The organism is Psychrobacter sp. CAL346-MNA-CIBAN-0220 (assembly GCF_040309805.1).
GTDB lineage: Bacteria > Pseudomonadota > Gammaproteobacteria > Pseudomonadales > Moraxellaceae > Psychrobacter.
Window position 1 is genome coordinate 1,343,332 of sequence record NZ_JBEOPF010000001.1, and the last position, 14,428, is coordinate 1,357,759.

At 42.6% G+C, this 14,428-nt stretch carries 12 protein-coding genes; 1 reads left to right on the top strand and 11 read right to left on the bottom strand.

What is annotated here, in order from left to right; genetic code table 11:
• The first annotated feature begins 255 nt into the window (after positions 1-255).
• Positions 256-771: a DciA family protein gene (locus tag AAEY88_RS05235; RefSeq protein ID WP_350560053.1), complete on the top strand. Its 516-nt coding sequence runs from the start codon at positions 256-258 to the stop codon at positions 769-771.
• A 287-nt stretch (positions 772-1,058) separates the two neighbouring features.
• On the opposite strand, the gene lpxC is transcribed toward AAEY88_RS05235, so the two are convergent.
• The 11 genes from lpxC to AAEY88_RS05290 all read right to left on the bottom strand — a co-directional run bounded on the left by lpxC (position 1,059) and on the right by AAEY88_RS05290 (position 14,371).
• Positions 1,059-1,976, bottom strand: coding sequence for a UDP-3-O-acyl-N-acetylglucosamine deacetylase (gene lpxC / locus AAEY88_RS05240; RefSeq protein ID WP_350560055.1), 918 nt, complete (start codon positions 1,974-1,976; stop codon positions 1,059-1,061).
• Between the two features lie 361 nt (positions 1,977-2,337).
• Positions 2,338-3,534 carry a cell division protein FtsZ gene (ftsZ, locus tag AAEY88_RS05245; protein ID WP_350560057.1) on the bottom strand — a complete coding sequence of 399 codons (1,197 nt, stop codon included), beginning with the start codon at positions 3,532-3,534 and terminating at the stop codon, positions 2,338-2,340.
• A 204-nt stretch (positions 3,535-3,738) separates the two neighbouring features.
• On the bottom strand, positions 3,739-5,079 hold the full coding sequence (gene ftsA / locus AAEY88_RS05250) for a cell division protein FtsA (protein ID WP_350560059.1): 1,341 nt from the start codon (positions 5,077-5,079) through the stop codon (positions 3,739-3,741).
• 128 nt (positions 5,080-5,207) lie between these two features.
• Positions 5,208-5,999, bottom strand: a complete 792-nt coding sequence (locus tag AAEY88_RS05255) for a cell division protein FtsQ/DivIB (RefSeq protein ID WP_350560061.1) — start codon at positions 5,997-5,999, stop codon at positions 5,208-5,210.
• 353 nt (positions 6,000-6,352) lie between these two features.
• Positions 6,353-7,477 carry a D-alanine--D-alanine ligase gene (locus tag AAEY88_RS05260; RefSeq protein ID WP_350560063.1) on the bottom strand — a complete coding sequence of 375 codons (1,125 nt, stop codon included), beginning with the start codon at positions 7,475-7,477 and terminating at the stop codon, positions 6,353-6,355.
• A gap of 122 nt (positions 7,478-7,599) precedes the next feature.
• On the bottom strand, positions 7,600-9,069 hold the full coding sequence (gene murC / locus AAEY88_RS05265; protein ID WP_350560065.1) for a UDP-N-acetylmuramate--L-alanine ligase: 1,470 nt from the start codon (positions 9,067-9,069) through the stop codon (positions 7,600-7,602).
• 75 nt (positions 9,070-9,144) lie between these two features.
• Entirely contained in the window at positions 9,145-10,230 is a 1,086-nt protein-coding gene (gene murG / locus AAEY88_RS05270) for an undecaprenyldiphospho-muramoylpentapeptide beta-N-acetylglucosaminyltransferase (RefSeq protein WP_350560067.1), read from the bottom strand.
• Positions 10,231-10,496: 266 nt separating this feature from the next.
• Complete coding sequence (gshB, locus tag AAEY88_RS05275; protein ID WP_350560069.1) at positions 10,497-11,492, bottom strand: glutathione synthase; 996 nt, start codon at positions 11,490-11,492, stop codon at positions 10,497-10,499.
• Positions 11,493-11,570: 78 nt separating this feature from the next.
• Positions 11,571-12,284, bottom strand: a complete 714-nt coding sequence (pyrE, locus tag AAEY88_RS05280; RefSeq protein ID WP_350560071.1) for an orotate phosphoribosyltransferase — start codon at positions 12,282-12,284, stop codon at positions 11,571-11,573.
• Positions 12,285-12,347: 63 nt separating this feature from the next.
• Positions 12,348-13,373: a hypothetical protein gene (locus AAEY88_RS05285; RefSeq protein ID WP_350560073.1), complete on the bottom strand. Its 1,026-nt coding sequence runs from the start codon at positions 13,371-13,373 to the stop codon at positions 12,348-12,350.
• 158 nt (positions 13,374-13,531) lie between these two features.
• On the bottom strand, positions 13,532-14,371 hold the full coding sequence (locus tag AAEY88_RS05290; protein ID WP_350560074.1) for an SDR family oxidoreductase: 840 nt from the start codon (positions 14,369-14,371) through the stop codon (positions 13,532-13,534).
• Between the last annotated feature and the right edge of the window lie 57 nt (positions 14,372-14,428).

The window sequence follows — 14,428 nt, forward strand, 5'->3', positions numbered from 1 at the left end:
TACCTATTGTTAATACGGGATTGCCTGTCATCCATGACAATGCATCAATTAATTTAGAGAAGATGACCATTAAGTAATCATGATAAAATTCTAAGTACAGCAGCTAACTTTCTAGTCTATAGTGCTCAACACCAGCATTATTGCCAGCTTCGTTGTGCACCTCGTAAATTGTCAGCTTTAAATATGGTATGTATTGACTGCCCAGCTACTTAAGTCTTATGCCACTTGCTTTCACCTCAATAATGAGTAAACAAGATGTCTAAAAAACAGCCTAATCGGCTTGCTACGCTTATTGACCATCAAGCCTTTGCTGGTAGCGCACTACCTCAAAGCCTGAGTGATAATATGCGTCGTTATGCACAAGCGACCACTGAAGTAAAAGAACTGCTGGTAGATTGTCTACCAGAAGAAATCCTTAATACTTGTTGGGTCGTCGGTTTAACTGCTGAACAACTGACTCTCAGTGTGAGCTCAATGACTGCTGCTAACCATATTCGCTATTTACAAAAAGCTTATCTACGGGTGTTATCAGAGCAGTCCATTACATTTCAACAACTCAAGCACATTCGCGTCGTGGTAGCACAAACTCTCACTGATACTTCATTATCTGAACAACAATCGGTGAACTTAGCAAGTGGATTAAAGCGTCACAAAGCCAATAAAAATCAGGCTCTTAGCCGAAACACCAAACGGACTATAGCACAGGCCGCAGAGCATGTCACCACGGACAAAAACCTCAGAAATGCACTTTTGCGACTGCTAAATGAGTAAAAATTCCTATCTTACAATGTAATCTTATGTAAATAAAATTCTAAAATGTCAGCTTTTTACAGGAACTTTTTGTTAATTTATAAACAAAAAAATCGTTCGATCGTTATATCCAAAATATGGATTCAACAATCGAACGATTTTTTACTAGAGAAAGTGTTGATAGGCTCTAGCTTTCAGCACCTACTTTTATAGGCATAGGTTTTAAGCTTTTGATAATTCTCTTTAAGTTGAAATCAAACCCTGTAATCTTACGTAAATGTTGCGATACAACATGTATCTTGGTGTATTCATCCCTCGATAGTTAAAGACGTCAAGGGTAAATATTCGATAGGACAGGTTACATTGTCATCAAAAGTTACAATTTCGAAATTTCTTTTATCCGACAACATCTCACGTACTAGTAAATTATTCAGTGCATGACCAGATTTATAGGCATTAAAACGGCCTAATAAGGGATAGCCGATCAAATATAGATCGCCTAACGCATCTAATATTTTATGACGTACAAATTCATCAGCAAAACGTAGACCTTCAGCGTTTAAAATACGCGATTCATCGATGACAATGGCGTTATCCATACTGCCACCTAACGCCAGATTATTCTTCCGTAGCGCCTCAATATCACGTAGAAAACCGAAGGTACGTGCTCCACTTAGTTGTTCGATAAAGTTCTGAGTAGAAAAACGTAGCTGTGCATGTTGAAAGTCTTTATCAAATGCAGGATGATCAAAGTCAATCTCAAAATTTAGCTCAAAACCATCATAAGGCCGTAACTCTGCCCATTTATCGTCCACTTTAACGCGAACAGGACGGATAATTTTCAAAAACTTCTTCAGAGCATCTTGTTCGTAGAACCCGGCTTGTAGTAGCAATCCGACAAAAGGTGAGGCACTACCGTCCATAATCGGAATCTCGCTTGCTGAGACACGAATCAATAGGTTGTCTACGCCAAGACCAGCAATGGCACTTAGTAAGTGCTCAACCGTACCAACTCGGGTACCACCAAAAACAAGGTTTGATGACATCATCGTATCTTGTACTAAAAAGGCGCTAGCAGGAATCGGTGCACACCCTTCAATATCAGAGCGCTCAAATACAATACCGGTATTAACGGGCTGTGGATGAAACTCTAAGTCAACAGGCTCACCACTATGCAAACCAATACCTGTGATAGCGATAGCTGTTTTTATGGTTCGTTGATTCATGGCTGCTTTCTCACATATCTTGTTACAATTGCCATAGTGTACCATTAGCGTCTACTAATTCGCCATAGTAAAAAAGCGATAATTTACTCAATTCTGTAATTGAAAGTGCTTATCATGAAAAAAATTTTAATAATATTTACTCATAATAATCTCAAAAAATCAGCAGAATATAGGCTATTCGTAACCAAAACCCTATTTTTTGGTGTCATTTACCCTCAATAAGCACAAAAAAACCAGCGCCTAAGCACTGGTTTTTTAGAGTATTTATCACGATTTTCTTATACTGTTTCACTACAATGACACAAAAAATATAACAAATAATCAGTAACATTTTAAAATAAGTGTCATTCAAACCATCCAATTATTTATTCTGCTGACGCTTTAAATAATCCTGGATACTATTGGTTTTAGTCGGTTGTTGCTCTTGCGCAGGATTTGGACGCGTTATGTTGTCTTGATACATCTGAGTTTGGGACTGCTTTTGACTGTTCAAAGCACTGGTATGCAAGTTAGGATCAACCGGTTGAGTGCTGGTAACAGACGGAATAGGTTGTGGTGCTTTAGGCTCTTCGCCTGCATGCTCATCCAAGGTCAAACCTGTGGCAATAACAGTAACGTGCAGCTCATCACCCATATCTTCATCAACTACTGAGCCGTAGAAAATATTAGCATCATCAGTATCGGTAATGCCTTCAACGATTTCGCTAATTTTGCTAAATTCATCTAACGATAAGCTCTGAGAAGAAATAACGTTGACCAACAAACCTTTCGCATTTTCTAAACGTAAATCATCAAGTAGTGGCGACTTAATCGCTTTTTCGGTCGCTTCACGTGCACGGTCATCACCACTAGCACGGCCAATACCCATCATCGCATGGCCTTTAGCAGTCATCGCGGTACGGATATCATTAAAGTCGATATTTACTAAACCTGAACGGGCGATAGTCTCGGCAATACCTTGAACCGCATGCATTAGTACATCATCCGCTTTTTTGAAAGCATCTTGCATCGATAAGTTACCGTAAACACTCATTAACTTGTCATTAGGAATGGTAATAATGGAGTCAACGAAGTTAGTCAGTTGCTCAATACCAGCTTTAGCGGCTTTGATACGCTTACCACCTTCAAACTTAAAGGGGGTGGTCACTACTGCCACGGTTAATACTTCCATCTCTTTAGCAATACGGGCGACCACAGGAGCAGCACCCGTACCGGTACCACCGCCCATACCGGCAGTGATAAAGACCATATCTGCATTTTCAAGTAAAGCACGAATTGATTCTTCTTCACTTTCAGCAGCTTCACGTCCCACTTCTGGATTTGCACCGGCACCAAGACCACGATTACTCTTAGCACCCAATTGCAATTTATGCGGTGCAGTTAGGCGATCAAGGGCTTGTTTATCTGTATTGGCGCAAACGAACGTCACCCCTTTAATACCTTGTTGTACCATGTGTTCAACCGCATTACCGCCGCCGCCGCCGACACCAAATACTATAAAGCGAGCTTGACCGTTATTTTGAGATTGATTATCATCTGGCATGGTGTATTTTGACATAAAAAAGGTTCTCCAGTTGCAGATAGCGTGGTGATCGACATGTAGTAACACACTCGCATGACGCTCTATCAGCTTACTATATAAATGTATATAAATAAAATAAGGGTAATATAGGCGTAGCTGCTTTAAGTCTCAATTCACTCAAGCTATCGCTACTTAATCTAAAGGTGCTTTTTAAAGTAAATTTCTTTAAAACAGCTGCTATTAGAGTATCTTTTTAAGTACGCTACTGAAGCGTTGACCCGCATTTTTAAACAAGCCTTTAACCCTTCTTTGCTCAATAGCTTCAGGCTCGCTTTGCTCACTATGACGGAACTGCTCGCTCTGACTGTATAGCAAGGTACCAAAAGCGGTCTGATAAGCGCGATCATTGACCTGAGTATTCAGCTGTTTAAACGATACTTCATTGTCAAAATGGTTATAAGCACTGATAGCAGGATGCCTATTGGTCAATACTACTGGCATTTTTAGTAATTTTTTAGCAAACGGAATCATACCTTTAATAGCACTACCGCCGCCGTTAAGTACAATACCGCGATCAAGATAACTTATCAAATGAGCTTCATCTAGCTGACGGACAACCTCAGTGAAGATTTGTATATAACGAGCTTCAATAATTCGCGCTAGATTATACAAACTGACATTGATCTCATCTCCTGAGCCTTGTGGTTTATAGATAAAAAACGCACTAGGATCGATACTATGAATATCAACTGTGCCGTGTAGTTTTTTGAGTTTCTCAGCCTCTATCATAGATATTCCCATATCCGCTGAGATATCCATTGTCACTTCATGGCTACCACTTGCTATGCAGTGAGTAAAAATTAGCTTATTTTCTTTATATACACAAAGGCTAGTGGTACTTGCACCAATATCTATTAAACAAATACCCTGCTGACGCTCTTCGGTCATGAGACTATATTCAGCACTAGTCACTGCATCAAAAACGATATGATCGATACCGACATCGCAGCTTTGCAATAGTTTTTGGATGTTTTGGCGACTAGAAACTGGCATCATCATCATATGATAGAGCACGGTTATATTATTTGCGATCATCTCAATCGCATCATCGACGATTGTTTCTTGATCATCAATATAAATACCTTGCTGGCAACAGTGCATCAAGTAATAATCAGAAGGCAAATCTTTTGATTTAGCATTAGATAATGCTTGTACCATATCTTTGGCACGTACTGTATCTTCTTCAACATTCACATGACCAGAACTGTTTGTACTTGATAATTCAGGGGTCGATAATGTCAACCATACGCTATGCACGCGACAGTTTGCCGTATCTTCAGCTTCTTGGATAGCCTGTCTAATGGCGCTTTGCAAGCGTTCGCGATGTTTGATTTGGCCTTGATAAAAGTCACTGTTTTTGACTTGACCAACACCCATAATACGAATGTCTTTTGCAGACACGACACTGCCGATCACAGCATAAACTGCCGTGGCACTTAGATGGACAACAACTAGATTTTCAGTATTTTTCATGGTACCAAACAAATTATCGCTAAACAGGGGGCTAAATGACGCCTCCATTAGATCATTGAAAAGAATGCTGTAAAATTATGATGCTAAATTATAACACTAGGTTTCGCTATTAAGTAACCAGATTTTAGGACTAAGTCGCTATAATACTAAATCTTCGCCTTAAATTACCCTATTAACTACTTGCTTGCTGCTTTCGGCGCTTGCATATTCCAAGCAATGGTAAAACCATTTTTATAACGTAAGTCTATCGATTGCATCTTATCACGACGCGTGCTCAACTGATTGCCAAGCAATTGGCTAAGGCTCAGCAGTTTTTGCGCGGTATTTTCATTATCAACAATAACGCGAAGTCCATTATCGAAGCGAATTAACCAGGTCATTCGTGGAGACAAGATAATGTCTTTGACACGCATATCAAGCGGCGCATACCAGTTATTAATTTGCTGCATTTGTTGCATAATAACGGGTGCTTGCATGATCTCACCTTGCAAGGTAGCGAACTGCGACTGTGTCAGCTCTTGATCGTCAGCAGGAACAAATACAATCCCTTTTGCATCGACCAGACGTTCAGTACCAAAATTAGCAACGGCCTGTTTAGGCAAGGCGGTAATGACAATGCCGCGCTGCCAATCACGAGTCACACTAACTTGATCGACCCAAGCCAAACCAATGGCAATATCGCGTAATGCCTGTAAATCAGTGGTAAAAAAGCTATTGATGGTCTGTTGACTCATCGTCTTCTGTAGGGCCTGATATTGCGGCACAGTCAAACCTTGAGTACTGATCTGAATAGCTGCTGGCGGTGCGTCACGCAATGCCTTACCACCCATTGCTAATATCAACAACAGCAAACCAACTACCAAGGCCGTAAAAAAATATTTGGCTGATGTTGGTACCTGTAGGCTAGACTTTGGATGGCGGGTCTTATGACTCATTAAGTCAGTTACGTCATTGACAGTTTGAGCCATAATTGCGTTCGTCCCTATATTTGATGTTTACTACTGCTCGTCTATATTTAAATATTATATGTTGGTATCTTTCTAACTAAATAAAGTAGGCGATATTAGGGTACTAGTATCGTTTGTTTATTGTTATTAGTCAATTCAGCACTACTAGACAATATCGTAACATTTTACTCATTCATTTAACAAAATGAGACAGGTTTTACCAAAATACTTTTATCTTGGTAATCTTAACGTATTTCGCTCGTAAACAGTAGCCTAACCGATGCCGCAACTAATGAATTTACACAAGTTTACATGAAGCTGTGTTATAGCAGCTCTAGGGCTACAATTATAGATTTATAGGTCCTGTTTTAGGCCTACAGTGTCTGCGCTAGAATATGCCAGCACAATTGATCAAAATCCATACCATAGGCTTTTGCTGCCATAGGAACCAAGCTATGACTGGTCATTCCTGGTACGGTATTAATTTCAAGTAGCCAGAAATTCCCATTGTCATCCTGCATAGCATCAATTCTGCCCCAACCTTTGGCATCAACCGCTCGAAAAGCTGACAGACTTAAATCTTGTAAATGTTTTTCATCATTGGTATTAAGGCCGCAGGGAATATAGTAGCTGGTATCATTACGATTATACTTGGCTTCAAAATCATAAAAGTTACTGATATCAGCAGGCTCTAAACGAATTACTGGATAAGCCTCATTATCAATAATGACGATGGTAAACTCGCGGCCTGTAATCCAGCGTTCTGCCATCACCGCGTCACCACATTGTATCGCTGTCGCATAAGCCGCTGGTAGCTCATCCAGTTGATTGACTTTGGTCATGCCAATACTTGAGCCTTCGTGTACTGGCTTAATGATTAATGGTAGCCCCAGCATATTGACCACTTGCTGCCAATCGGTATCCGCAGTAAGTAGTGAAAATGGTGCAGTCGATAAGCCGCAACCTTGCCACAGCTGTTTGGTACGTACTTTATCCATACCCAGCGCTGAGGCCAATACGCCTGATCCCGTCTGAGGAATGTTCAGCCATTGCAACACGCCTTGTAGAACGCCATCTTCACCACCGCGACCGTGGAGTACATTAAAAACCCGATCGAAATCGCGCAGTTCGGTAACGTCTTGATACTTAGGATCAAAATGGCTGGCATCTACCCCTTGATTCTGTAGTGCTTGTAATACCGCAGCGCCGCTATCTAAGGACACGCTACGCTCATTACTATTGCCACCGTAAACAACAGCTACTTTACCAAATATACTGGCATCCAAAGCTAAGGCAAGCTTTAATGCTTGATCTTTAGCCTGTTTATCGATGAATATCTTATCTTCATCTTGCTGAATCTGAGTAGCAGCGGCTAGCTCAGGCTCTGGATTAATGATATTGACCGCATCTAAGTCGCCGTTGTTATCAAAGACATTGCTATCAGCAACGTTATTATCGGTAATATTGCTGAAATTTTTAATATTGCTGTTGTTGGTCATGACGATGGTTCCTACAATGCTTACTGACACCTTAATAGGCGCGATAATATGAAAATCAAATATAGTTATTTAAAAAATCTGGCAATTATTTTAAAGAACTGACAACCTTTTTATTTATATGATTACTTGATATATAAATTGTTGGCGGCTAAGTCGATAGCGATTTGCCCAATGTTACCAGCGCCTTGGGTGAGGAGCATATCATTGGCTTTTAATAAGCGTTGCATGGCAGGGGCAAGATTATTCTTATCCACAATGGTAGGCTCAACGGCGCCGCGCATACGAATACTACGCGCTAAGGCTTTGGTATCTGCACCAGCGATAGGGTTTTCGCCTGCTGAATAGACATCTAATAATAACAGCTCATCAACACTGGATAACACTTCGACAAAGTCATCAAAGCAGTCGCGGGTACGACTGTAACGATGCGGTTGAAAAAGCATAACCAAACGGCGCTCAGGGAAGCTTTGGCGCGCCGCTTTGATGGTGGCCTCAACTTCTTTTGGATGATGTCCATAGTCATCAATTAATAAGACATCGCCACCATCAATAGCGACTGGCTCATGTTGCTCAAAGCGACGTCCAACGCCTGCAAATTTTTGTAGCGCGCGCTTAATCGCTTCATCATCAACGCCTTCATCGGTTGCCATGGTAATAGCAGCAAGCGCATTGTAGACATTGTGGATACCAGGGATATTTAAGGTTAAGGGTAGTGGTTCGTGGTCACGGCGTAAGACAGTGAAATGGGTTTTGGTACCTTCAACGACGACATCGATTGCTTGTACGTCATTAAAAGACTCAAGTCCAAAGGTTAATACCGGACGCCCGATGTCATCGATCATCGCATACAGTTCAGGATCATCACCGCAAACGACAGCCAAACCATAAAATGGCATGTTTTGTAGGAACTGAATATAAGCCGCCTTTAATTTATCAAAGCTATTCTCATAAGTTTCCATATGATCTTGGTCGATATTGGTCACAATCGCCGCCATTGGGTGTAGCGATAAAAAGGACGCATCTGACTCATCTGCTTCGGCAACCAAAAACCGACTGCTACCCAAGGCTGCATTCTTACCTGAAGCATTAAGCTTACCGCCAATCACATAAGTCGGATCAAGTTGCCCTTCAGCCAGCATAGTGGTTAACAAGCTGGTGGTGGTGGTCTTACCATGAGCGCCCGCAACTGCGATACCATGACGATAGCGCATCAGCTCACCCAACATATCAGCCCGGCGAACAACTGGCAGGCGAGCTTTGAGTGCGGCTGTAATTTCAGGGTTGCTGCGATCTATCGCTGAGGACACCACCACCACATCAGCATGTGCAATATTCTTAGAATCATGACCGATAAATATTTCAACACCAATTTCCTGTAAACGCTTAGTTACAAGGCTTTCAGCGATATCCGATCCACTTACTTGGTAACCTTGATTGCTCATTACCTCAGCAATACCGCACATCCCAGAGCCCCCAATCCCCACAAAGTGCAAATGCTGAATCCGGCGCATCTCTGGAATCTCAATCAGACGTTTAGGCAAAGCATTATTGATCGGCGTAGCAGATGAGGCATTAACAGAAAGTGTGGACATAGAAGTTTCTCTTTATGGACAACGAGTAAAATACGGATAAGTAGAACAAAGAATAAAAGATCACAAACCATGCAATCAAAGCGTCTGCCAAATAAGGTCTGCAACTTGCTGGCTGGCGCTACGATTGGCAAGCGCATGACCTTTTTTGGCCATCTCAAGACAGTCATGCCGATTAAGTGCGACAAGCTCATCACTTAGGCGTTTGGGTGTTAGCTCAGTTTGCGGTAATAATATTGCAGCATCGTGTAGAGTTAGCGTACGTGCATTGGCCGTTTGATGATCATCAACTGCACTTGGTAAAGGTACAAAAATCGCCGCGATACCAACATTTTGAATTTCAGTAACGGTCAGCGCACCCGCTCGGCAAACGATAATATCTGCCCAATTATAAGCAGCTGCCATATCGTTAATAAAAGGCTGCACGGTTATTTGATGGATACTTAAGTCTTCAGCATCATAAGCGGTTTGGGTTGCCTCTTCATTATTACGACCACATTGATGGCGCACCTCAAAAGGCTTATCTATCAACGCCAGCGCTTTAGGAACGGTGTTGTTAAGCACTTGCGCTCCTAATGAGCCACCCACTACTAATAATCGTAGCGGCGAATGATCACTAATATCATAACGTACCGATGGCGCAGTGATACCCGTGATGGCATTACGCACTGGATTACCAACAGTTTCAAGCTTGCGATCAAGCTGACTATTGGCAAAAGTATCTTCAAAGGCCTGCAGCACTTTAGTGGCAATTTTGGCCAAATAACGGTTGCTCATACCTGCAATTGCATTTTGCTCATGAATAATCAGCGGCGTACCTGTCATGCGTGCTGCAATACCGCCAGGCGCAGTGACATAACCGCCAAAACCCACCACTATATCAATTTGATTGCTACGAATGATTTTAATGACAGCCAGTGTTGCTGATAATAGAGTGACTGGCATCTTAAGCAGCCGCCCTACTCCTTTACCACGCAAGCCTTGCATAGCAATCGCATGAAAAGTATAGCCAGTAGGCTGAACCAAGTCGTTTTCCATGCCATTTGCCGTACCAAGCCAATGGATAACCGCGCCACGCTGAGTCAGCGCTTCGCTAACCGCCAGCGCTGGAAATACATGCCCACCCGTACCTGCGGCCATCATTAATATATGCGGTGTCTTCATTAACGCCTGCCTTGCTTGTCTTTTCTGATTGGTTGTAAGTGCTTATTAATTATGGATCAAGAGCTGCAATCCCGCATAGTATAGAGGAAATTATCCTCATATATATCACGTTTTATGAGCTAAATGATGCGTTAAATGGGTGTATTGCCTATTAATAAAATTTTGTCAGGCAACATATTTTTGCTAAAAATACTTTAGAGTGAACCACCCATTTTTGATCATATTTTACAATCTAGGTTTTGAAGCCCGATGCAACCCCTGTTTCTTTAACAGCGCGCTTCTATTGCTATAATTAAATCTCTCGCAATGTCAGTGCCGCACTGATCATCAATCTCACGTACACAGGTAGGACTGGTAACATTGATTTCGGTAATACGGCCGCCAATTAAGTCTAAACCGACAAACATCAAACCTTTTTCTTTAACGATAGGCGCCACCACTTGCGCGACTTGACGTTCAATATCCGTCAACGGCATCGCTACCCCGCTGCCGCCTGCCGCCAGATTACCACGGGTCTCGCCTTTAGTGGGAATACGCGCCAAGCTATAATCGACTACCACCCCATCAACGATTAATACCCGTTTATCGCCCTCTTTGATTTCGGGCAAATAGCGCTGTGCCATAATTGGCAAGGTTTCAAGCTCAGTCAGTATCTCAAGCGTTACCCCAATATTGGGGCTATCAGCAGTCAGACGAAAGATACCAGTCCCGCCCATACCATCAAGAGGTTTGACAATCACGTCCTGCTGCTCAGTGATGAATTTACGGATATGTGCCTGTTTACTGGTCACAATCGTGGGGCTCATATAGTCACTAAACCATGTCGCGAACAGTTTCTCATTACAGTCACGAATAGCTTGTGGATCATTGACCACCAGCACGCCAGCAGCTTTAGCATGATCGAGCAGATAAGTGGCATAAATGAAGCGCATATCAAACGGTGGATCTTTACGCATCAGAATCACATCATAGTCGCTGACCTTATAAGTCCGCTTTTCACCTAGTGTATAAAAATTCTGAGGATCGCGCTGCACGGTTACTGGCTGCGCATCTGTCATTAATTGACCACGATCAAGCCATAAGTCATGGATTTGACAATAACCAAGCTGATGACCACGATCTTGCGCTGACCACATCATTGCCAAACTGGTATCTTTTTTATAATTGACCTGCTCAATAGGATCCATAATTACTAAGATATTCAAAGAGCTGCTTTGCAAAGAACGATCATCCAAAGATGGTTTAGGGTCTGTTTGGCTCATGATAAGGCTCACTTACGGGTTATTATTAAGGATGAACGAATAGAAATACAAACAAAACACGCTACAAAACACGCAAAATTATACCCCGTACTGGGTGCGGTAGTGCTGCATTTTTGCAAGCTGAGTCGAGTCTTGATGGGTGCTGTGCTCATCAGCTAGATAACTGATTAAATCATCCATATCGAATAGTGCCCGTACTGGTACTTGCAAGTTTGATGCTAACTCTTGAATAGCAGAATACTCTGCTTGACCTTTTTCTTTACGGTCCAAAGCGACGATAATTCCTGCAACGCTCGCGCCTGCCTGCTCCAAAATTTCGATCACTTCACGCATCGCTGTACCTGCAGTGATAACGTCATCAAGTATCCAAACAGATTTGCCGCTGACATCAGCACCGACTAAATTGCCACCCTCACCATGAGCTTTAACTTCTTTACGGTTATAGCCCCACTCGGCATTGATGCCATGATGTAACCATAACGCTTGCGCGGTAGCAGCCACAAAAGGAATACCTTTATAAGCAGCACCAAAGATGACCAGCTTTTTATTATTATCGCCATTAACATCGCTATTGCCACTAATACCGTTATTAGAGTTCTGCATTTGCTCAGCTAAGGCGGCGGCATAACCACGTGCTAATAACGACAACATTTCACCAGTCGCCAGTAAGCCGGCATTAAAAAAGTAAGGACTGATACGCCCAGACTTAAGAACGAACTCACCGAACTTGAGTACCTTATTGTCTAGTGCTAACTGAATAAAATCATGAGATGAAAATGAAGTGCTGTGCATGAAGCCTTCCTTAGTGTCAAAAATCGATCAGCAAAAAATTTGCATTATTGTACGCATTATTGTTTAGCTTGACCAACCATTGATATCATAATCTTGCATGTTGGCATAACGAGTCAACAAGCTACAACGTGAGGAGATATTAAAATAACAGTTGCCAGCATCGCACACTTGAATATCCCAACCTAAATGATAGGCGGCGACAATAATATGTCCGGTAAATAGTCGAATCTGCCGATACGGATAACGCTGTGCAGGTGCGCGGCAAATTTGGCTTAGCAAATAACTGCGCAGGTGCTGACAGATTTGCGCCGCGCTATAACTGTGATTGATACTTTTACGGGTAGCGCACTGCTTTAGCGCATGAACCGCTACACTACAAGCCATAATATCAGTAGCGAGACTGCCCGCACCAGTCTCAAACTGCTGCGGCTGCAAAATAACTTGCCAATCATCCGCATAAAGACTGCTAAGCAGCTCATCAGGATCATAGCGTTTGGTTAAGGCTCTTAAGGTATTAGGTTTTTTGCCACTATTAGCAGTGGCATTAGCGTGGCTACTAGCGGTTATACTCGCAACGGTAGCACGATCAGAATCTGTAAAACCGTAACGGCTAAGCTTAGGATAGTGCCTGATGGCGCGTTGGATATCTGCCATATCAAGCAGCGTCATCTGTTCAAGTGCCGTTAATAATGGCGGCGCGCTCTGGCTGTGATAACGGCGATAAAAGCTATCCGGCAGTGCAATAAGCGTTGCCGCACTTAATAGCGCTAAATGCTCGGCGAAAGACTCAGACGCCATTAGCTGCCACTTTGACAACGTGTCCTCATTAGGCTGAGAAAAGCGCATTGATTTGCCATAGAGCTGCTGTAATTGACCATTCACGCGCCGTGCGGGCTCTGGAATATCACTCAAAGGCCTGGCAGGGTCAAGAGGTGTTTGCTTGGGATCAAAATTGGGATGCACAATAGCAGGCTGCTCGCTATTTGGCAGGTTGGATGATGACTCAGCGCGGTCTTCTACAAGCTTATCCCGCCCTAACGCTAGCTGGGCGGTGGGTAAACTGTCATCAGAAGTAAATGGCTGGGTCATAAAATCTCCATAGGTTATAGAACATAAGACAAATAAAACCTAGTTTAAAAACTACCAATAACACGTATCAATAGCGCTATTGGTAGTATTGGTCTAAGTAGTACTAGGGTACATCACTATTGGCAACGACAAAACGCTAATTATACCAATCTATAATATCATCCTTGCTGCTGCAAAATATCATGATAGCCTGCTTGCCAATCAGGGTAATTGAGCCAAGCTAACGGAATGTTGCTGTGTAAGCGCTTCCCCGTAACAGACGTTTTTTCGCTATCGACTTCCGGCAGGGTTTCCCTGACTTGCTTGCTGAGCCAAGTGGTCAGCTCAAGCGTGGTCACTGGCAAATAATCAGTGGCAATATAAAGTGGCTTTGGTGCCTCTATGGTCAGCACTTTAGCAATAATCGTCACTAAGTCGCGATCCATAATGCGATTGCTCCAGCTCTCAGCGGCAATCGGGTCTTTTTGCGCCTCTTTAGCCTTACGTAAACGCATCAAACGCTCACGGCCATAAATACCACTGGGCCGAATAATGATTGCCTTGTCACCAAAACCTTGTTGCAAGGCTTGTTCCGCTTGTAGTATCACTTTTGAGGCATCGCGCTCAGGGGTAACAGGCTCGGTATGCTCATCGATCCATTCGCCATTATCTTGGCCATATATACCGGTTGATGAGATAAAAACCACGCGTTCAAGAGTAGTTAATTTATCCGCAAGCTGTCCTAAATGCTGACAAATTCCTAAGTAACTATTGTTATAACCACTGGTCGAATACTCATCAGGGGTCACAATAATAGCAATGCGGGTAAATTTTTGCAGCTGCTCAGCGCTGAGTTTGAGCGCATTGGCTTGCATAAACTTTGCTTTATCGTCTAAGGCGTAATGGGTGCGCTCACTACGTGCCAATCCCGTCACCAGTAAATTTTCTTGCGCAAGGGTGTTGGTCACCGGTAAGCCAATATCGCCCTGACCGATAATAAGCCAATTCTGAGTCGTCATAAAACATCCTTATTTATAATGGTATTAATAAGTTCTATTTCTTATAAGCCATTCACT